Source organism: Aquabacterium sp. (assembly GCF_034003525.1).
Classification (GTDB): domain Bacteria; phylum Pseudomonadota; class Gammaproteobacteria; order Burkholderiales; family Burkholderiaceae_C; genus Aquabacterium.
This window is the reverse complement of the sequence record NZ_JAVEYN010000005.1, coordinates 67,322-86,154: the sequence shown is the minus strand read 5'-3', so window position 1 is coordinate 86,154 and position 18,833 is coordinate 67,322. Positions and strand designations below refer to the sequence as shown.

The window sequence follows — 18,833 nt, the reverse complement described above, 5'->3', positions numbered from 1 at the left end:
GTTATGACCAAAGACGAAATCCTTCAACGCATCGTTGACATCCTGGTGAAGACCTTTGATCTGGATCCCGCCTTGGTGGTGCCGCAAGCCCGCCTGCGTGAAGATCTGGACATCGACAGCATCGATGCGGTGGACCTGATGGTGCAGCTCAAACCCATGGTGGGGCAGCGCTTGCAGCCGGAGGCTTTCAAGACGGTGCGTACGGTCAATGATGTGGCCGATGCCTTGTACCAACTGGTGTCCGGCGAGCAGGTCGGTGCCTAAACGGCTGTGGGGCAATCTCGCCCTGGGGGCCGTGACCCTGGCGTATCCCGCCGTGGTCTATTTCTCTCTGGGGCGGTTTGAGCCGCGCTGGTTGGCCTTGCTGTTGCTGGCCATTGCCTTGGTGCGCCTCGGACTGGGTCGCACGGTGGCGACCTGGGGGGTGGTGGCGGTGGCCTTGACCCTGGCTATCCTTAGTTGGCTGGGCAATGCCTTGATGCCAGTCAAGCTGTACCCGGTGGCCGTGAATGTCTTCATGTTGGTGATGTTTGCCTCGACTCTCATCCACCCGCCCAGCGCGGTCGAACGCCTGGCCCGCTTGAGAGAGCCCGATCTGCCCGAGGTGGCCATTGCGTACACCCGCAAGGTCACGTTTGTGTGGTGTGGTTTCTTCTTGCTCAATGGCAGCATGGCCTTGGCCACAACCGTGTGGGGTACCGAGGCGCAATGGGCCCTTTACAACGGTGCCATCGCTTACGTCCTGATGGGCGTGATTGCAGTGGTCGAGTGGCTGGTGCGCCAGCGTGTTCGCGGTTCGGCTGCGGCTGTGTCGATGCCTGGGAGGCCGCATGCGTGAGTGGATTCCCCTGAGCGAGTTGGCCTGCCGACCCGCTGATGCCAACCGCGTGGTGGCAAGGCAGGCGGATGGCGCGCTTGGCACGCATGCCGATTTCTTGGCGCTGGTGGTGCGCTGGCAGCGTGCCTTCCTGGCTCAGGAGGGCCGCGCGTGGGCGCTCTATGTTCAGGATCCCTTGACGTTTGCCGCGGCCCTGTTCGGTGCTTGGCATGCGGGCAAGGAGGTGGTGCTGCCCGGCGATGATCGCCCGGCCACCTTGGCAGCCTTGCGTGAGATGGGCTGCTGTCTGGCGGGTGATCTGCCCGAAGGCTTGCAGGCGGCTGCGCCGGGCGGGGACCTGCCTGCGCGGCATCCTTTGAATCTGGATGCCACCGTGTTGAAGGTGTTCACGTCCGGCTCGCAAGGGCACCCGCAGGCCATCGACAAGACCCTTGCGCCGTTCTGGTCCGAGGTCGAGGCGCTGGAGCAGGCTTTCGGCGGGCGCATGGACCAGGGCGGCACGGTTGCGCCGGTGGTCTGGGCCACGGTGTCCCATCAGCACATCTACGGGCTGCTTTTTCTGGTGCTGTGGCCGCTGGCCGCGGGGCGCCCTTTGGCGACCCAGCGCCTGCTTTACCCCGAGGACATGATCCTGGCGCTGTGCGCAGGCCCGGCGGTGCTGGTGGCCACCCCTGCGCACCTCAAGCGCTTGGGCGAACACCTGAACTGGGCGGCGGTTCGTGCGAACGTGCGTGCGGTCTTCTCGTCTGGCGGGCCCCTGCCTTTCGAGGTGTCCACGCAGGTGGCGGATCTGATCGGCCAGCGGCCGATCGAGGTGTTTGGCAGTTCCGAGACCGGGGGCATCGCCTGGCGCCAGGCCAGCGAGGCCGACACCGCCTGGGCGCCGTTTGCCGATGTGCAGTGGCGCATGGAGGAGGGGTGCCTGTCCGTCCATTCACCGCGTCTGCCGTTGGCAGGCTGGTGGCGCACGTCGGACAGGGTTGAGGCGGCAGGCCAAGGCAGCTTCCGGTTGTTGGGCCGGCTGGACCGTATCGTCAAGATCGAGGAAAAGCGGGTGTCCCTGACGGCGGTCGAGCAGGCTTTGCGGGAGACCGAGTGGGTGCAGGAGGCGCGGGCGGTGGTGGTGCCCACGCCCATTGGTGAGCGCGTGGGCGCGGTGCTGGTGGCGTCGAGCGCCGGGCAGGCTTTGCTGGCCCAGGGCCGCCGCGTGCTGACGGATCGCCTGAAAGAGGCCTTGATGCGCACGCTCGAGCCGATGGCCTTGCCCCGGCGTTGGCGCTTTGTGGAGGCGATGCCGCTCAATGCGCAGGGCAAGACCCCGGAAGGATTGCTGCGGGAGCTGTTTGCCGAGGCCGCGCCGAGCGGAACGGCGATGCCCGAGTCGCCCACGGTGACCTGGCTCACGCGAGGCGCTGACGAGGCCCTTGCCAGCCTGGACATCCATGAACGGCTGTCGGTGTTCAAAGGTCACTTTGACCGTGCCCCGATCCTGCCGGGCGTGGCCCAGCTGGACTGGGCGTTGATGCTGGGGCGGGCGTCCTTTGACCTGCCGCCCCACTTCGTGCGCCTGGAGGCGCTCAAGTTTGTGAATCCGGTGACGCCGGGGACCACCTTGTACGTCAGCCTGCAGCGCAAGACCAAGCCGCAGGAGCTCGATCTGGCGGTGTTGCAGTTCCGTCTGTATTCGCAAGCCCCGCAGGCGGACGCAGATGGCGAGGTGCGAGAGCACGCCAGCGGCCGCGCGGTCTGGCGTGTCGACGAAGGAGTCGGCCATGTTTAAGCCGGTGGCGGTCATTCCTTGCTACAACCACCCGCAAACCATTGGCCTGATGGTCGACTCGGTGCGGGCTCGGGGTCTGCATGTCATCGTTGTGGACGATGGCTGCGAGCCCGGCTGCGCTCGGGTGCTGGATGAGCTGGCCGCTCGACAGGGCACGTGCATGACCCTGGTGCGCCTGTCAGTGAACCAGGGGAAGGGCGGCGCCATGATGGCGGGCCTGCGTCAGGCGCTGGCCTTGGGTTTCAGCCACGCCTTGCAGATTGATGCCGATGGTCAGCACGATGTGGCTGACATCGACAAGTTTCTCGCTGCGGCGGCACGACACCCCGACGCGGTGATCTGTGGGGTGCCGGTTTACGACGCATCCGTGCCCAAGGGGCGCCTGTATGGCCGCTACCTCACCCATGTCTGGGTCTGGATCAACACGCTCTCGCTGGACATCCGCGACTCGATGTGTGGATACCGGGTCTATCCGCTGCAGCCTGCGGTGCATCTGATCGATCAGGTCAAGCTGGGGCGCCGCATGGACTTCGACCCCGAACTGCTGGTGCGACTGCACTGGCGTGGGGTACCCATCGTCAGCCTGCCGACCCGGGTCAGCTACCCGCTGGATGGGGTGTCCCATTTCAAGATGCTGCAGGACAACGTGCTGATCTCGGGCATGCACGCACGCCTGTTCCTGGGCATGCTGCTGCGGTTGCCGCGGCTGCTGTGGCGCAAGGTGGCTTGATGGGGCAAGCACCTGTGGCGAATGATGTGGCCGCCCCGCACTGGGCGAGTCTGACCGAGCACACGTTTGTCTCGGGCATCCGCCTGCTGTTCTGGATCTACCGTGTCCTGGGGCGTCTGCCGTTTCGGGCCTGCCTGTACCCCGTGGTCATCTACTACTGGGCGACGCGGCGCGAGGCGCGTCATGCGTCTCTGGCGTACCTGCAGAAACTGGAAGCCCACACCCAGGTGCTGGGCCATGCACCGGGCTGGCGAGACACGCTGGTCCACTTCCTGTCCTTTGCCGACACCATCCTGGACAAGCTGCTGGCCATGAGTGGGGCCATGCCCGAGGGGGCCTTGCGCACGGTGGGCGAGGAAGGCCTGATGACCCTGGTCGCACAGGGGCGGGGAGCGGTCATCGTCACGGGGCATGTGGGCTGCATGGAGCTGTGCCGCGTCAGCGCCGAGCGCCATCGTGGCGTGCGCCTCAATGTCTTGGTGCACACCATCCATGCCGAGCGTTTCAACAGGCTGTTGCAGCGCCTGCACCCTGATAGCGAGGTGCGCTTGATTCAGGTCACCGAGGTCAACCCGGCCACGGCCATATTGCTGGCGGAGAAAGTCGCTCAGGGCGAGTTCGTGGCGATTGCCGGGGACCGTGTACCGGTGCATCAGAGCATGACGGTGCCGGCGCGCTTTCTGGGGCACGAGGCACAGTGGCCGGTTGGCCCATATGTGCTGGCCGCCTTGCTCAAGTGCCCCTTGTATGCGATGGCCTGTGTGCGCAAGCCCTTGCCCGGTGGCGGCCTGGGCTACGTGCTGCATGCGCATTGCCTGGCGGAGCAACTGGTGCTGCCGCGCAAGGCCAGGGCGGAAGCCATGGCCGTCTGTGCGCAGCAGTTTGCGGATTGGCTGGAGACCGTGCTCGCACGCTCGCCCCTGGCCTGGTTCAATTTCTTTTCTTTCTGGCAGCAGGGGGCGATGGCGCCTCGTGCGGAACAACATGACAGATCAACACACTGAGGGCGCCCAGGCGGTGGTCTTTGACGGCCAGCGCCTGGCGATCGACGATGTGGTCGCGCTGGCGTCGCGCCAGCGGATTGCGCAATTGAGCAAGCAGCCTGCGTTCACAGAGCGGATCGAGCGTGGCGCGGCCTTTCTTGATCGTCTCCTGCGCGAGGACGGGGTCATTTACGGCGTGACGACGGGCTATGGCGACTCCTGTACGGTCAGCATCCCGCCTGAGCTGGTCGCCGAGCTGCCGCATCACCTTTACACCTACCATGGCATTGGGGCCGGGCGTTATCTGAGCCCGCAGGAAACCCGGGCCGTGCTAGTGGCGCGACTGGCTTCGTTGTCGCAGGGCGTTTCGGGGGTCAGCCTGGGCCTGTTGGTGCAGCTGGAACAGTTGTTGGTGCACGACGTGCTGCCACTGATTCCCGCCGAAGGCTCTGTGGGTGCCAGTGGCGACCTCACGCCCCTGTCCTATGTGGCGGCGGTGTTGTGTGGTGAGCGTGATGTCTGGTGGGAAGGGCGTGTGCAGCCGGCCAAGGAGGTCTTGTCGCGCCTGGGTCTGCAGCCGCTGCGCTTGCGTCCGAAGGAGGCGCTGGCCCTGATGAACGGGACCTCGGTGATGACGGGCCTGGCCTGCTTGGCTTGGCAGCGCGCTGAGCGCCTGGTGCGTCTGGCCACGCGGGTGACGGCCTGCAATGTGTGGGCGGCCGATGGCAACGCCCACCATTTCGATGAGACCTTGTTTGGCTACAAGCCACACCCTGGCCCCCAATCGGTGGCGCAGCGTTTGCGCCAGGACCTGAACTGTGATCGCCCGGCGCGTAATGAACAGCGCTTGCAGGATCGCTACTCCCTGCGTTGTGCACCCCATGTCATCGGTGTGCTGGCAGACGCCTTGCCCTGGCTGCGCCACCTCATCGAGAACGAACTCAACAGCGCGAATGACAACCCGCTGATCGATCCCGATGGCGAGCGCGTGCTGCATGGCGGGCACTTCTACGGCGGCCACATCGCCATGGCGATGGACACGCTCAAGACCGCCGTGGCCAACGTGGCCGACCTGCTCGATCGGCAACTTGCCTTGTTGGTCGACAGCAAGTTCAACCACGGCTTGCCGTCCAACCTGTCGGGGGCCCAGGGGCCGCGGGCGGCGATCAACCACGGCCTCAAGGCCTTGCAGATCAGCGTATCAGCATGGACGGCCGAGGCCCTCAAGCACACGATGCCAGCCTCGGTGTTTTCGCGCTCGACCGAGTGCCACAACCAGGACAAGGTCAGCATGGGTACCATCGCCGCGCGCGATGCGCTGCGTGTGCTGGAACTTACCGAGCAGGTGATGGCCGCCATGTTGATCGCCGCCCGTCAGGCCATGGCCTTGCGTCAGCGGGTGGGGGCCTTGCCGCTGCCCGAGGCACTGGCCGCGTTCCTGGGTCAGTTGTCCGATCACATTGCCCTGGTGGAAGAGGACCGCGCGCTGGACGGCGACCTGCATCGTCTGATCCAGGGACTCTACGATGGGGTGTGGGAGCCGTACCGTGACTGAGCCGATGCCCGCGGATGCGCAGCCGGATCTCAGTCACGAGATCGAGCTGACGCCTGCCTTTCATGACCTGGACCCGATGGACATCGTCTGGCATGGCAACTACGTCAAGTACCTGGAGATCGCGCGCAATGCCTTGATGGCCAAGTTCGGCTACGACTACCCGCAGATGCGTGAGTCGGGCTATGCCTGGCCCATCGTGGACATGCGGATGAAGTACGTCGGCTCCATCCACTATGGCCAGCGGGTCCGCATCTGCGCCACGATCGTGGAGTGGGAGAACCGCCTGCGCATCGACTACTTGGTCACCTGCGCCGAGACGGGCGCGCGCCTGCACAAGGCGACCTCGATCCAGGTGGCGCTGTGCATCGCCACGCGAGAGATGTGCTGGGTGTGTCCGCCCGTGTTGTTCGAGCGCCTGGGCGTGAAAGGGCCGCAACCATGAAGCGACGTCAACTCATGACGTGGATGTGCGGGGCTGTGCCGATGTCGTTGTGGCCGGCCCATGGCGGGCATGCGCAATCACCATCGCCATCGTCCCTGCCAGACTGGTTGACCGAAGCCGCCCGTCGCATGGACAACGCAGCGGTCATCCGTGGTGACTTCGAGCAAATCAAGACGATCAAGGGCTTCAAGAAGCCCCTGTTGTCACGCGGACGTTTTCTGATCGCGCGGGGCCAGGGCATCCAGTGGCTCACGCTCGAACCCTTTCCCTCCACGCTGGTGGTCACACGCGAGCGGCTGATAACGGTCACCGAGGGAGGCGTGCAGCAGATGGATGCACGCCAGGAGCCTGGCTTGCGTGCGGTCAACGAATTGCTGATGGCCGTGTTAGGGGGCGACCTGAGAGCGTTGAGCAAGCGCTTCCAGGTCGATGGCGCTTTGCTGGGTTCGCAAGGCTGGCGCATGACATTGGTACCGAAGGACGAGGCCTTGCGGCGCTTCATCGCTCGCATCGACATGGAGGGCGACCGTTATGTCCAGCAGGTGCGCCTGACCGAGGGCGCCGGCGATGAAAGCCGCATCCGCTTTGCCCACCACAGCAGTACCAGCCTGACTCAGGCTGAAGCCGCGCGCTTCAACTGAAGACAGACAGGGGACCGGGTGTGAGCGACCGTTCTGAACGTGGACCTCTCTGGCTGCCGCTGTTGTGGCTGCTGGTGGTCGCCATGCTGGGCTGGCACCAGTGGCAGTTCTGGCAGTCGCCGCGGCTGGACTCTGACGTATTTGCGTTGTTGCCGCAGGACGAGCAGCAACCCGCTGCACAGCGGGCGATGAAGCAGCTGGCCGAGCAGGGCGAGCGGCGTGTGGTGGTGATGCTGGGCGGTGCTGACTGGGAGCGGGTCCGCCAAGCGGCGCAGCGATTTGACCAAGCACTCCAGGCGAAACAGGCCGGGCTCCGGCCTGCGCAGGATGCGGTGCCGTCGGACCAGATCATGTCCTTCTATGCACCTTGGCGCGACGTCTTGCTGACCGATGCACAGCGTGCCGCCTTGCCACAGGCCGATGTGACGGCTCTGGCGGCCCAGGCGATGGGCCGGCTTCATGGCTTCAGCATGGGGCAACCGACGAATTGGCTGGCTGACCCCTTGGGCTTGTGGTCCGCATGGTGGGCAGAGCGGGGTGGCTTGAGCGCCGCACGACCGCGTGATGGTCTGTTGTGGGTGAAGGATCAGCCCGCAAGTCGTGACTGGGCGGTGCTCTTGTACGAGACCCAGGGATCGGCCTTCCGGTTTGATGGCCAGCGCCGTTGGGGCGATGCGCTGGCGCAGGCCGAGACGGCGGCGCGGGGCGATCTGGGTGCCGGCTTGACGGTACTGGCCGCCGGCGTGCCCTTGCATGCGGAAGCGGGCGCCGCGCAAGGCCATCAAGAGATGAACACCATCGGCTGGGGTTCGCTGCTGGCCGTGATCGCCCTGGTGCTGGCGACGTTCCGGGCAGCCGGCCCTATGTTGTTGATCGCCGTGTCCCTGGTGATCGGTTGCGCTGCGGGTTTGTCGGCCACCGTGCTGGTCTTTGGTCAGGTTCACCTGCTGACGCTGGTGTTTGGGGCCAGTCTGGTGGGGGTGGCCGAGGACTTCGGGATTCACTACTTTGCCTCCCGGCTGGGGACTCCCGATCAGCCACGCTGGGCCTTGATGCGGCACTTGCTGCCCGGCCTGTTGCTGGCGCTGGCCACCAGCGTGCTGGGTTATCTCGTGCTCGCGGTGGTGCCCTTTCCAGGCCTGAGGCAGATGGCCTTGTTCTCTGCCGTGGGCCTGACGGCGGCCTTCGCCACGGCGGTTTGCTGGTTTCCCTGGCTGGACTGCGGCCAGCTCCAGGGCGGCCGCCTTGCGCAGGGTATCGCCTCGAGCCTGGGGCATTGGCCGGTGTTGACACGGGCACGTTTGTGGATCGCGCTGGTGATCGTGGCCATCGTCTGTGTCGTGGGCCTGGCGCGCCTGCAGGTCAACGACGACCTGCGGCAGTTGCAGTCATCGCCGCCCGCCTTGATGAAGGCGCAGATGGCTGTTGGACGCTTGCTGCAGATGCCCAGCCCCGCACAGTTTTTCCTGGTGCAGGGCAGCACGGAAGACGAGGTCCTGGGCAGGGAGGAAGCCCTCAAGCAGGCTCTGACGACGTGGCAGGCGCAAGCGCCTCAACAAGGCGGCCCTATTGGCGTGAGCGCGGTGTCCGACTGGGTGCCGTCGCGCCAGCGACAGGATGACACCCGCGCGTTGACACAAGCGCGAGAGACCGCCGTGCTGCAGGCCGTGGGGTCGGTGGTGGGGGAGGACCTGCGCCGACCGGCCTTCGTTACACAAGCCCTGACGGTGAGCCAATGGCTCGCCAGCCCGGCTTCCAGCGGTCTGCGTGCCCAATGGCTGGGAGCGCAGGACGAAGGCTTCGCCAGTGTCGTGCTCATCCGTGGCCTCAGCCAGCAGACGCAGGCCCAGGCCCTGCGCGAACTCGCCTCCACGCTGGCCGGCGTGCAATGGGTGGACCGCCCCAATGACATCTCCGAGCTGATGGGCCGCTTTCGCGTGGCCATGACCTGGTTGCTGGGGCTCGGACATGGGCTGGTATTGCTGACCTTGTGCCTGCGCTTTGGTCGCGCGGCGTGGCGGGCCTGGTTGCCTTGCGCCTTGGGTTCCCTGGTCTGCGTGGCGATCCTGGGTCTGCTGGGGGAGCCTTTCCAGTTGTTCAACCTGCTGGCCCTGATGCTCCTGCTGGGCATGGGGGTGGACTACGGCATCTTCTTGCTGGAACACCCGGGTGAGCAGCAGGCCCATGCATGGCTGGCGGTGCTCCTGGGGGCCATCAGCACCGGCCTGTCTTTTGGGCTGTTGGCCCTGTCATCCACACCAGCCTTGCGGGCCTTCGGGCTGACCCTGTTGATCGGCTTGACGCTGGTCTGCCTGTTGGCCCCGACCCTGCGACTGATTCATCAAACGGACAAAGCGGAAAGAGGGAACTCGTGAAACGGGAACACATAGACATTCTGATCATCGGTGCCGGCCCGGCTGGCGCGGTGGCGGCAGGGCTGTTGCGAAAGCAGGGGCGCCAGGTGCTCATCCTGGAAAAGGAGACCTTCCCGCGCTTCTCGATCGGTGAAAGCCTGTTGCCGCAAAGCATGGCCTACATCGAAGAGGCCGGCATGCTGCAAGCGGTGGTGGAGGCCGGGTTCCAGTTCAAGAATGGTGCCTCGTTTGCGCGCGGTGAGCGTTACACCGAGTTCGATTTCCGAGACAAGTTCTCCGCCGGCTGGGGCACCACCTACCAGGTGCAGCGCGCCCGCTTCGACCATGTGCTGGCGAAAGAGGCTGAGCGCCTGGGCACCGAGGTTCGCTATCGGCACGAGGTGCTGGCCGTCGACTTGGCCGGCGAGCAACCTGTGGTGACCGTGCGCGACCCGGCCGGCGAGACCTACGAGGTCAGCAGCGCCTTCCTGCTCGATGCCAGCGGATTCGGCCGGACGCTGCCTCGCCTGCTGGACTTGGAGTACCCGTCCAACTTCCCGGTGCGTGGTGCCATCTTCACGCATGTGAAGGACAACATGCCCCTGGGGGGCGAGTTTGACCGTCAGAAGATCCGGATTTCGGTGCACCCCGAGTTCTGCGACGTCTGGTACTGGACCATCCCCTTCTCCGATGGGCGCTGCTCCCAAGGTGTGGTGGCGCACACGGACTTTCTGGCGCGCTACACAGGCACCGACACCGAGCGCCTGCAGCAGTTGGTCTCCGAAGAGCCGGGCCTGGCCCGCTTGCTGGCCAATGCGGAGTGGGACACGCCCGCGCGGCACATCACCGGTTACTCGGCCAATGTGAAGAGTCTGTGGGGCAAGGGCTATGCCTTGCTGGGCAATGCAGGCGAGTTCCTCGATCCGGTGTTCTCCAGTGGCGTCACGATCGCCTTCAAGTCGGCCAGCCTGGCTGCGGCCTGTCTGGAGCGGCAGTTCAAGGGCGAGACGGTGGATTGGGACGCCGACTATGCCCGCCCCTTGAAGGCGGGCGTGGACACCTTCCGCGTGTTTGTCGAATCCTGGTACGCCGGCGGGTTCCAGCAGGTCATCTTCCATGAGAACGCCTCGCCAGAGGTTCGTCGCATGATCGCGTCGATTCTGGCTGGCTACGCCTGGGACACATCCAACCCCTATGTTGCCGACGCCAAGCGACGCCTGGGCGTCCTGGAGGCCCTGTGCGCCCAGTGAGTAGTCGGGCGCGTCGGCATGTGGTGGCTGCGCTGGTGGGCAGCTCCTTGGCCGCGGCGCTGAGCGGTTGTGCCAGTTGGCAGCCTGCTGAGTCGACGCCTCTGTTGCGTCTGAGTCCGGCCTCGCTCGGCCGGGAGTTGGCCGTGGTGCAGCGCATGGAGGTCGAGGCGCAGGGACAGGTGCGCGTCTTTGAGACCGTGCTGGAAGTCGATCCGGATGGACTGCGCCTCGCCGTGCTGCAAATGGGGCAGACCATTGCGCGGCTGTCCTGGGATGGCCAGACGCTGATGCAGTCTCTGGCGCCCGGTTGGCCCAGCGTGGTCTCCGCCGAGAATGTGTTGAGTGACCTGCAGTATGTCTGGTGGCCTCAGCCCCAGGTGCAAGGAGCTTTGCCCACTGGCTGGATGCTGCTGTCACGGGCCGACGGCCGCGAGTTGTGGCATGGCGACGCCGTGGTGTTCGACATGCGTGCCGTGCGCCCGGGTGTGATCGAGCTGAGGCATCGTGAGCGTGGCTATGTCGTGCGACTGCAGACACAAGGCGCACAACCTGATTTTGGGACGCCATGACAAAGGTTTATCTGCAAGAGCTGGGGCTGATCTGTTCGCTGGGCAGTGGCGTGGACACCGTGCGCCAGGCGCTCATGGATTCTGCTCAAGCCCGCGGCTTGACGCCGACCGACCGCTATTCCCCGGGACGCGTCCTGCATGTGGGCAAGGTGGCGCAGGCATTACCCGACCTGCGACACCTGCCGAGCCACTACCAGACGCGCAACAACGCCATGGCCTGGGCGGCACTGGCGCAGATCCGTCCTGCGGTGGACGCGGCCATTGCCCGCCACGGCGCCCACCGCGTCGCCATCGTCGTGGGGACGAGCACGTCCGGTTTGCCGGAGGGCGAAGCCGCACGGGCACAGTTCGAGCGCGATCAGTCCTGGCCCGAGGGCTTCAGCTATGCCCAGCAGGAATTGGGCAACCTGGCCGAGTGCCTGGCGGTGGCGCTCGGCCTCACGGGCATCGCCCATGTCATCTCCACGGCCTGCTCATCGGGCGCCAAGGCGCTGGCTAGCGGTGCCCGCTTGCTCAAGGCGGGGCTGGCCGATGCGGTGATCGCCGGTGGCTGCGATGTGCTGGGGGCGTTCACCGTGGCGGGCTTTTCGGCGCTGGAATCGGTTTCGCCCGAGGTGTGCAATCCCTTGTCGCAGCACCGCCGCGGTATTAATCTGGGAGAGGGCGCGGCCCTGTTCCTGATGGAGCGTGACGCGGGCCCTGTTCAACTGGCGGGTTGGGGGGAAACGTCCGATGCCCACCATATGTCTGCGCCGGACCCGAGCGGCCAGGGGGCGATTCGCTCCATGCGTGCCGCGCTGGAGCGCGCCGGTCTGACGCCGGAGGCCATCGACTACCTGAACCTGCATGGTACGGCGACCCCGCACAACGATGCGATGGAATCGCTCGCGGTGGCTGAGGTCCTGGGCTGCAAAGTGCCCGTCAGCTCGACCAAGCCATTGACGGGGCACACCCTGGCGGCCGCAGGTGCGCTGGAGGCCGCCTTTGCCTGGCTGACACTGGTCGACAATCCACAGGGCCGCTTGCCACCGCACTGGTGGGATGGGCAAGCCGATCCGGCCTTGCCGGCCCTGTCCGTGGTGCGACCGGGTGAACAACTCGGCCATGCGCCGCGCTATGTGATGTCCAATTCCTTTGCCTTTGGTGGCAGCAATGCCACCTTGATCCTGGGAGCCGCCTGATGGCTGAGAATCTGGCCGCTGTGGCGGTGGAAGAGCTGGTGCCTCACCGTGGCGACATGAGCTGGCTGGACACCGTGTTGTCGGCCGATGACGAGACGGTGGTCGCGCAGGCCACCCTGCGACCCGACAGCTATTTCGTGCGGGATGGCCGCGCACCGATGTGGGTTGGTGTGGAATTCATGGCACAGGCGATCGCGGCCTGGGCGGGCAATCGGGCCCGTCGGAAAGGCGAGGCCGTCAAGGTCGGTTTGCTGCTGGGTACACGGCGCTACAGCGTGCACCGCCAGGCTTTCCTGGTCGGCGACTGCCTGCGCATTGAGGCCCGTTGCGAGCTGATGGGGGACAACGGCCTGGGCATGTTCGCCTGCCGGATCCTGGTTGATGACGCGCTGGCCGCTGAGGCCAATTTGTCGGTTTTTGAGCCGCCCAACGAGACGGCGTTTCTGAATTTCTCTCGGGAGTCTGCATGACAGATCGGTTTGTGCTGGTCACAGGATCCAGCCGGGGCATTGGCCGGGCCATCGCCCTGCGCCTGGCCAAGGACGGCTTTGACATCGTGGTGCATTGCCGCCAGCAGCGCGAGCACGCGGAAGCGGTGGCCGATGCCGCGCGGGCGTTCGGCCGCGAGGCTCGCGTGCTGAGCTTCGATGTCGCCGACCGCGTGGCCGCTGCCGAAGCGTTGACGGCCGACATGGACGCGCACGGCGCCTATCACGGCGTGGTGTGCAATGCGGGCATCGCGCGTGACAACGCCTTCCCGGCGATGAGCGGCGAGGAGTGGGACGAGGTCATCCACACCAATCTCGATGCTTTCTACAACGTCCTCAACCCGGTGATCATGCCCATGGTACGTCGGCGTGCGCCGGGCCGTATCGTGACAATGGCCTCGGTGTCGGGCCTGATGGGCAACCGTGGACAGACCAACTACAGCGCCGCCAAGGCCGGCATCATCGGCGCCACCAAGGCGTTGGCGATCGAGCTGGCCAAGCGCGAGATCACGGTCAATTGCGTGGCCCCCGGCTTGATCGACACCGACATGATCGAGCCCCATGTGCTGGAAGAGGCGCTAAAGATGATCCCGGCGCGTCGCATGGGGCAACCCGATGAGGTGGCAGCCGCCGTGGCGTTCCTGATGTCGCCCGATGCGGCTTACATCACCCGTCAGGTGATTTCGGTGAATGGAGGGATGGTCGGATGAAACGCGTGGTGATCACCGGAGTGGGGGCGCTCAGCCCTCTTGGACATGACTGGGCGACGGTGCGCGCTCGGCTGAAGGAAGAGCGCAATGTGGTGCAGTACCTCACCGCGTGGGATGAGTACGAAGGCCTCAACACGCGCTTGGGTGCCCCGGCGGCGCCGTTTGACCTGCCCGCCCACTACAACCGCAAAGCCACCCGCAGCATGGGGCGGGTCGCGGTCTTGGGTGTGCGTGCCAGCGAACTCGCGCTGACCGATGCCGGACTCCTCGGCGATCCGCTCGTCAGCAGTGGTCGCATGGGCATCTCCTATGGCTCGTCGGTGGGGTCCCCCGCTGCGATCGGTGATTGCGGCAACATGATCATGCACAAGACAACAGAAGGGATCACGGCCAACACCTACATCAAGATGATGTCCCACACGGCGGCGGTCAACATCGGTGTGTTCTTTGGTATCACCGGGCGGATCATCACCACCTCCAGCGCCTGCACGGCAGGCAGTCAGGGCATCGGCTACGCTTTCGAGGCGATCCAGAGCGGTCGCCAGGTGGCGATGTTGGCCGGCGGAGCCGAAGAACTCGACGCGATCGATGCCGCGGTCTTTGACACCTTGTTCGCCACGAGCACGGTCAACGACACCCCCCATCTGACACCTCGGCCCTTCGATGCCAAGCGCGATGGCCTGGTGCTGGGGGAGGGCGCCTGCACCCTGGTGCTCGAAGAGCTGACCCATGCCCAGGCGCGTGGCGCCCGGATTCTGGGTGAGATCATCGGTTTTGGCACCAACAGCGACGGCACCCATGTGACCCAGCCCAATGCCCGCACCATGGCCCAGGCCATGCGCCTAGCCCTGGACAGTGCCGCCGTGCCGCCCGAGGCCATCGGCTATGTCAACGCCCATGGCACCGCCACCGAACACGGCGACCTGGCTGAAACCAATGCCACCGCCGAAGTGTTCGGACGTCAGGTTCCCATCAGTTCGCTCAAGAGTTACATGGGCCACACCTTGGGCGCCTGCGGTGCGCTGGAGGCCTGGATGTCGCTCGAAATGATGCGAGACGGGTGGTTTGCGCCCACCATCAACCTCACGGAGGTGGATTCTCGCTGTGGCGAGCTGGATTACATCGGCGCGGGTGGCCGTGCCATCGAGACCGATGTGGTCATGAGCAATAATTTTGCGTTCGGCGGTATCAATACCTCATTGGTGCTGCGCCGCTGGCGCGATTGATGAATCAAAGGGAGACGAGATGAAATATGTTCGTGTGTGGGCGGTGTCGATGATGTTGTGCGCCGCCTTGGCCACAACGGCACAGGCCCGGATGAGAAGTGTGCCCTTGCTGGCGCCCGATCGCGTGGTCTTGAAGTCAATGACCGAGGAGGGCGTGACCATCGCCCAGGTCCGCAAGGCGATCTTGATGGGCTCGCAGCCTTTTGGCTGGGTGGTCGAGCAAGACAACCCCGGTGTCATGCACCTGAGCTACAACAAGCAGAACAAGCACAAGGCGGTGGTGCGGGTCGATTACGATGCGACCAGCTATCAAATCAGCTATGAGTCCAGCACCAACCTGTATGAAGAGATCGGTGAAGATGGCACGAAACTCATCCACCCGACTTACAACATGTGGGTTCGCAACTTGCTGGCTCGAATCATGATTCCCGGCGAGTTGGCGCCTGCGTCGGCTGTCAAATCTGAAGCGATCAAATAATATTTCTCTTTAATTGGGTGGACCATGAAAAACAATATCAAGAACTCTTTGCTGGCCATTGTGCTTGGCGCGTCGCTGCTGTCTCCCGCCATGGCGCGTGACACGGAACTGCATCTGCCTTTCGCGGAAGTGCTGGAGATGCCGGAGGCGCAGGCCAAGCTCGATGGCTCGGTTCGGTTCTATCTGGCCGGGCAGAAGACCCCCAAGGTGTTGCAGCGTCTGGGCTCGGATGTCTCCAACCGCAAAACCAATGGCTTTGGCAAGGCCGATGACGAAGGCTGCCGTTGGGCCGCCCTGTCAGCCCTGATCGCGTTCCAGGAAAAGGCCAAGTCTCTGGGCGCCAACGCCGTGGTTGACATCGTCAGCTACTACAAGAAGAACGAGGTCAAGAGCGCCACGGACTATGAATGCCACGCCGGCGCTTTCGTCGTGGGTGTGGCGCTGAAGGGCACCATTGCCAAAGTGGCACGCTGAGCCTGAAGCGGGCACAGATGTCGTTTTTGTGAGCCTGGCCAGTGTGGCGGCCATCTGCTCGGCGTTGCCAGATGTGTCGACGGGCTGGCTGAGCGAGAGCGAGCAAAGACGATGTGAAGCCATGACGGCCCAGCGCCGTCGCCAACAGTTCTTGGCTGGTCGCTGGTTCTTGCGGCAGTGTCTGGCCCAATGGCATGGCGGTGCGGCGTCCGAGTATGTGCTGTCCGCAGCCGAGGATGGGCCACCGTTGCTGATGGCCGCTCCGTTCGACCTGAACGCGTGCCCCCTGCAGGTCTCCCTGAGTCACAGTGCAGACTGGGTGGCGTGCGCGGTAGCGTCACATCCGATAGGTGTGGACGTCGAAGACACCACGCGTCAGCGCGATACCGATGCCCTGGGAGCGATGATCCATGGCGAGCAGGAAGCAGAAGCTGTCCCGCTGTTGGATGCTGCAACGCGGCACCGTCAGTTTTATGCGCGCTGGACTTTGAAAGAGGCCTGGATCAAGCAGGCCCCGGATTCGCCGGCCATGTCGGCCATTCCATTTGAACCTTGTGAAGCGCAGCGGGCTGATGCGGTGGTGCTGCGCTCACCCTCTTGGGTGCTGGCCGTGGCACCGGTGCGGATGGCCGCATTGCAGTGTGCGGGCTTGCTCCGTCAGGCCCTTACCAAGGAGCCGTGGCGGCGCTGCGCTGATGTCTGACCAGGGTTGAGGCGCTCAGTACCCCAGCATGTCTGAGGCCCGCCACATCCCGACGACCCCGACCAAAATCCAGAAGACATTGAGCAGCGAGTAGGTGGCATCGCGTTTCAGAGTCGCGCACCACGACAGCAAGATCGCATCGACGGTGCTGAAGGCCCAGACGAACAGGAAAGGGATGGTGGCCCCAACCCAGCGGACAAGGCTGAAACTGCCGATGGGCATCAGCACGCCCACCATCTCAATGGCCCTGATGTGCCGGAGGATGAGGCGATTGAGGTTCGGCAGCAAACTGGCGGAGCCTCTGATCGAGGCCGACGTCATGGTTTGATCGCGACGGCGTTGACCAGGGTCTCTTCGCGTTTCGTCGGGACGGGACGTCCAATCCACTCGAAAAAACCGATGTCCGGGCGGCTCCACCACAGGTAGGGGTAAGAGATGCGGGCGTCCGGAAGGTCAAAGCCCGTGTTGCGGATCATGGCCACATACTCGCTTGCCGTGCGCTGAACCTCCATCGGATGCCGGAACAACAGGCGAATGGGCAGAGAGTGGATGTACTTGCGGGTGGATTCCGCAAACAGCAACACGCCACCGGGCTTGAGCACCCGGAAGAACTCCACCATGGCTTCTTCTTGCGCCACGATGTGGTGAAACGTCTGGTGGCAGTACACCATGTCAAAGCTCGCATCTGGCAATGTCAGCCGCGAGGCATTGTCGGCGTGCAGTTCCACGTGAGCTGAACAGCGGCTGGCTTGTTCACTGGCACGCTCGTGCAGTTGTGGGTCCGCATCCATGCCCACGATCACCGTGGGCTCGAAGCGCTGTGCCAGCTCATGGAACGAGTGCCCAAAACCGCAACCCACGTCGAGGATGCGCTCGAAGCGCTTGCCCGTGGGGATCAGCGGTTGCAGGTCGTTCAGGGCGCGACGCAGCACATGAATTTTCCACGTGCTGGACTTGAGGAACCAGTTCCCAAAGTTGGTTTCTTCTACGAAAGCTTCGATGCGTGAGGCTGCATTCATCTGTGTTTCCCTGGCGTGCGTAAGCTCACGCTTCAGCTCAAAGCCTTGAGCAACTTCTCATGGATCCCGCCAAAGCCGCCATTGCTCATGCACAAGATCTGATCACCCGGCTGCGCGGCTTTGACGATCTTGGTCACCAGGGTGTCGATGCTGTCGGACACCACGGCGCGGTCGCCCATCTCCAGCAGCGCTTCCGAGGCGTCCCAGCCCAGGCCGCCGCTGTGGCAGAACGCCAGGTCGGCTTCCTCCAGTGACCACGGCAACTGGGCCTTCATCGTGCCCAGCTTCATGGTGTTGGAGCGCGGCTCGAATACCGCCAGGATGCGGCTGTCCGGTCCCACCTTGCGGCGCAGGCCATCGACCGTCGTGCGGATGGCCGTGGGGTGGTGGGCGAAGTCGTCGTACACCGTGATGCCGCGCACCTCGCCTTTCAACTCCAGGCGTCGCTTCACATTGGCGAACTGACCCAGCGCCTCGCAGGCCACCTGTGGCGCCACCCCCACATGCTCTGCCGCGGCCACAGCGGCCAAGGCATTCAGCTGGTTGTGCTCGCCCAGCAGGGTCCATTCCACACGGCCCACCAGCACGCCGGTCTTCAGCACGTCGAAGGCATGGGGCTCGCCCCGGGCACGGAAACCGGGTGCATCGCGGCGTTCGCCAAAGCGAGTCACGTCGCTCCAGCAGCCACGCTCCAGCACGCGGCTCAAAGCCTCTTCGCGGGCATTGACCACCAAGCGGCCGCTCGCAGGCACCGTGCGCACCAGGTGGTGGAACTGCGTCTCGATGGCGGCCAGGTCCGCAAAGATGTCGGCATGGTCAAACTCAAGGTTGTTGAGGATGGCCGTGCGCGGGCGGTAGTGCACGAACTTGCTGCGCTTGTCGAAGAAGGCCGTGTCGTACTCGTCGGCCTCGATCACGAAGGGGTGGCCTGTGGCCGGCCGTGTGGCGGCGTTGGTGTTGCCCAGTCGGGCTGACACGCCAAAGTTCTGCGGCACGCCACCCACCAGGAAGCCCGGCTGCAGTCCGGCAAACTCCAGGATCCAGGTCAGCATGGACGTGGTCGTGGTCTTGCCGTGCGTGCCCGCCACAGCCAGCACATGGCGGCCCTGCAGCACGTTCTCGCTCAGCCATTGCGGCCCGCTGGTGTAGGGCAGACCCGCATCCAGGATGGCTTCCATCAGTGGATTGCCGCGTGAGACCACGTTGCCGATCACGAACAGGTCAGGCTGAAGAGCCAGTTGCTCCACGCCATAGCCCTCGATCAGGTCGATGCCCAGGGCACGGAGCTGATCGCTCATCGGCGGATAGACGCCGGCATCGCAGCCGGTGACGCGGTGACCCGCCTCGCGGGCGAGCGCAGCCACGCCACCCATGAAGGTGCCGCAGATGCCAAGAATGTGGATGTGCATGGA

The 18,833-nt window shown here is 64.7% G+C and carries 21 protein-coding genes; 18 read left to right on the top strand and 3 right to left on the bottom strand.

Annotated elements, in window-relative coordinates:
* Positions 1 to 3 precede the first annotated feature (3 nt).
* Genes RBT42_RS04795 through RBT42_RS04710 form a run of 18 tightly spaced genes read left to right on the top strand, consistent with a single transcriptional unit; the run spans position 4 to position 16,402 of the window.
* Complete coding sequence (locus RBT42_RS04795) at positions 4 to 264, top strand: acyl carrier protein (protein WP_320362729.1); 261 nt, start codon at positions 4 to 6, stop codon at positions 262 to 264.
* A complete protein-coding gene (locus RBT42_RS04790) occupies positions 257 to 838 on the top strand; it encodes a hypothetical protein (protein WP_320362728.1) in 582 nt (193 codons plus the stop codon). The genes RBT42_RS04795 and RBT42_RS04790 overlap by 8 nt, the downstream gene beginning before the upstream one ends.
* Entirely contained in the window at positions 831 to 2,618 is a 1,788-nt protein-coding gene (locus RBT42_RS04785; RefSeq protein ID WP_320362727.1) for an AMP-binding protein, read from the top strand. The genes RBT42_RS04790 and RBT42_RS04785 overlap by 8 nt, the downstream gene beginning before the upstream one ends.
* A complete protein-coding gene (locus tag RBT42_RS04780) occupies positions 2,611 to 3,348 on the top strand; it encodes a glycosyltransferase family 2 protein (RefSeq protein WP_320362726.1) in 738 nt (245 codons plus the stop codon). The genes RBT42_RS04785 and RBT42_RS04780 overlap by 8 nt, the downstream gene beginning before the upstream one ends.
* A complete protein-coding gene (locus tag RBT42_RS04775) occupies positions 3,348 to 4,352 on the top strand; it encodes an acyltransferase (protein WP_320362725.1) in 1,005 nt (334 codons plus the stop codon). Before RBT42_RS04780 ends, RBT42_RS04775 begins: the two co-directional genes overlap by 1 nt.
* A complete protein-coding gene (locus RBT42_RS04770) occupies positions 4,333 to 5,886 on the top strand; it encodes an aromatic amino acid ammonia-lyase (RefSeq protein WP_320362724.1) in 1,554 nt (517 codons plus the stop codon). The genes RBT42_RS04775 and RBT42_RS04770 overlap by 20 nt, the downstream gene beginning before the upstream one ends.
* A gap of 4 nt (positions 5,887 to 5,890) precedes the next feature.
* Positions 5,891 to 6,328 (top strand): acyl-CoA thioesterase, encoded by a 438-nt coding sequence (locus RBT42_RS04765; protein WP_320362797.1) that lies wholly within the window; start codon positions 5,891 to 5,893, stop codon positions 6,326 to 6,328.
* The gene (locus tag RBT42_RS04760) at positions 6,325 to 6,969 is read left to right on the top strand and encodes an outer membrane lipoprotein carrier protein LolA (protein ID WP_320362723.1); all 645 of its coding nucleotides are present in this window, start codon (positions 6,325 to 6,327) and stop codon (positions 6,967 to 6,969) included. The genes RBT42_RS04765 and RBT42_RS04760 overlap by 4 nt, the downstream gene beginning before the upstream one ends.
* Positions 6,970 to 6,989: 20 nt before the next feature.
* Entirely contained in the window at positions 6,990 to 9,344 is a 2,355-nt protein-coding gene (locus RBT42_RS04755; RefSeq protein ID WP_320362722.1) for a hypothetical protein, read from the top strand.
* Positions 9,341 to 10,573 (top strand): NAD(P)/FAD-dependent oxidoreductase, encoded by a 1,233-nt coding sequence (locus RBT42_RS04750; protein ID WP_320362721.1) that lies wholly within the window; start codon positions 9,341 to 9,343, stop codon positions 10,571 to 10,573. Before RBT42_RS04755 ends, RBT42_RS04750 begins: the two co-directional genes overlap by 4 nt.
* The gene (locus RBT42_RS04745) at positions 10,561 to 11,142 is read left to right on the top strand and encodes a DUF3261 domain-containing protein (protein ID WP_320362720.1); all 582 of its coding nucleotides are present in this window, start codon (positions 10,561 to 10,563) and stop codon (positions 11,140 to 11,142) included. Before RBT42_RS04750 ends, RBT42_RS04745 begins: the two co-directional genes overlap by 13 nt.
* A complete protein-coding gene (locus RBT42_RS04740) occupies positions 11,139 to 12,323 on the top strand; it encodes a beta-ketoacyl-ACP synthase (protein ID WP_320362719.1) in 1,185 nt (394 codons plus the stop codon). The genes RBT42_RS04745 and RBT42_RS04740 overlap by 4 nt, the downstream gene beginning before the upstream one ends.
* The gene (locus RBT42_RS04735; RefSeq protein ID WP_320362718.1) at positions 12,323 to 12,793 is read left to right on the top strand and encodes a hypothetical protein; all 471 of its coding nucleotides are present in this window, start codon (positions 12,323 to 12,325) and stop codon (positions 12,791 to 12,793) included. Before RBT42_RS04740 ends, RBT42_RS04735 begins: the two co-directional genes overlap by 1 nt.
* On the top strand, positions 12,790 to 13,521 hold the full coding sequence (locus RBT42_RS04730; protein ID WP_320362717.1) for a 3-ketoacyl-ACP reductase FabG2: 732 nt from the start codon (positions 12,790 to 12,792) through the stop codon (positions 13,519 to 13,521). Before RBT42_RS04735 ends, RBT42_RS04730 begins: the two co-directional genes overlap by 4 nt.
* Positions 13,518 to 14,747 (top strand): beta-ketoacyl-ACP synthase, encoded by a 1,230-nt coding sequence (locus RBT42_RS04725; protein ID WP_320362716.1) that lies wholly within the window; start codon positions 13,518 to 13,520, stop codon positions 14,745 to 14,747. The genes RBT42_RS04730 and RBT42_RS04725 overlap by 4 nt, the downstream gene beginning before the upstream one ends.
* A 19-nt stretch (positions 14,748 to 14,766) precedes the next feature.
* Complete coding sequence (locus RBT42_RS04720) at positions 14,767 to 15,225, top strand: hypothetical protein (RefSeq protein ID WP_320362715.1); 459 nt, start codon at positions 14,767 to 14,769, stop codon at positions 15,223 to 15,225.
* A 24-nt stretch (positions 15,226 to 15,249) separates the two neighbouring features.
* Positions 15,250 to 15,699 carry an excinuclease ATPase subunit gene (locus RBT42_RS04715; RefSeq protein WP_320362714.1) on the top strand — a complete coding sequence of 150 codons (450 nt, stop codon included), beginning with the start codon at positions 15,250 to 15,252 and terminating at the stop codon, positions 15,697 to 15,699.
* Positions 15,700 to 15,727: 28 nt separating this feature from the next.
* A complete protein-coding gene (locus RBT42_RS04710) occupies positions 15,728 to 16,402 on the top strand; it encodes a 4'-phosphopantetheinyl transferase family protein (RefSeq protein ID WP_320362713.1) in 675 nt (224 codons plus the stop codon).
* A 15-nt stretch (positions 16,403 to 16,417) separates the two neighbouring features.
* Here RBT42_RS04710 and RBT42_RS04705 read toward each other — a convergent pair whose 3' ends face one another.
* From RBT42_RS04705 to mpl, 3 genes are read right to left on the bottom strand one after another with little or no spacing between them, the layout of a single operon-like run.
* A complete protein-coding gene (locus RBT42_RS04705) occupies positions 16,418 to 16,723 on the bottom strand; it encodes a hypothetical protein (protein ID WP_320362712.1) in 306 nt (101 codons plus the stop codon).
* Positions 16,720 to 17,421 carry a class I SAM-dependent methyltransferase gene (locus RBT42_RS04700; RefSeq protein WP_320362711.1) on the bottom strand — a complete coding sequence of 234 codons (702 nt, stop codon included), beginning with the start codon at positions 17,419 to 17,421 and terminating at the stop codon, positions 16,720 to 16,722. Before RBT42_RS04700 ends, RBT42_RS04705 begins: the two co-directional genes overlap by 4 nt.
* Before the next feature lie 32 nt (positions 17,422 to 17,453).
* Positions 17,454 to 18,830 (bottom strand): UDP-N-acetylmuramate:L-alanyl-gamma-D-glutamyl-meso-diaminopimelate ligase, encoded by a 1,377-nt coding sequence (mpl, locus tag RBT42_RS04695; protein ID WP_320362710.1) that lies wholly within the window; start codon positions 18,828 to 18,830, stop codon positions 17,454 to 17,456.
* Positions 18,831 to 18,833: the final 3 nt, after the last annotated feature.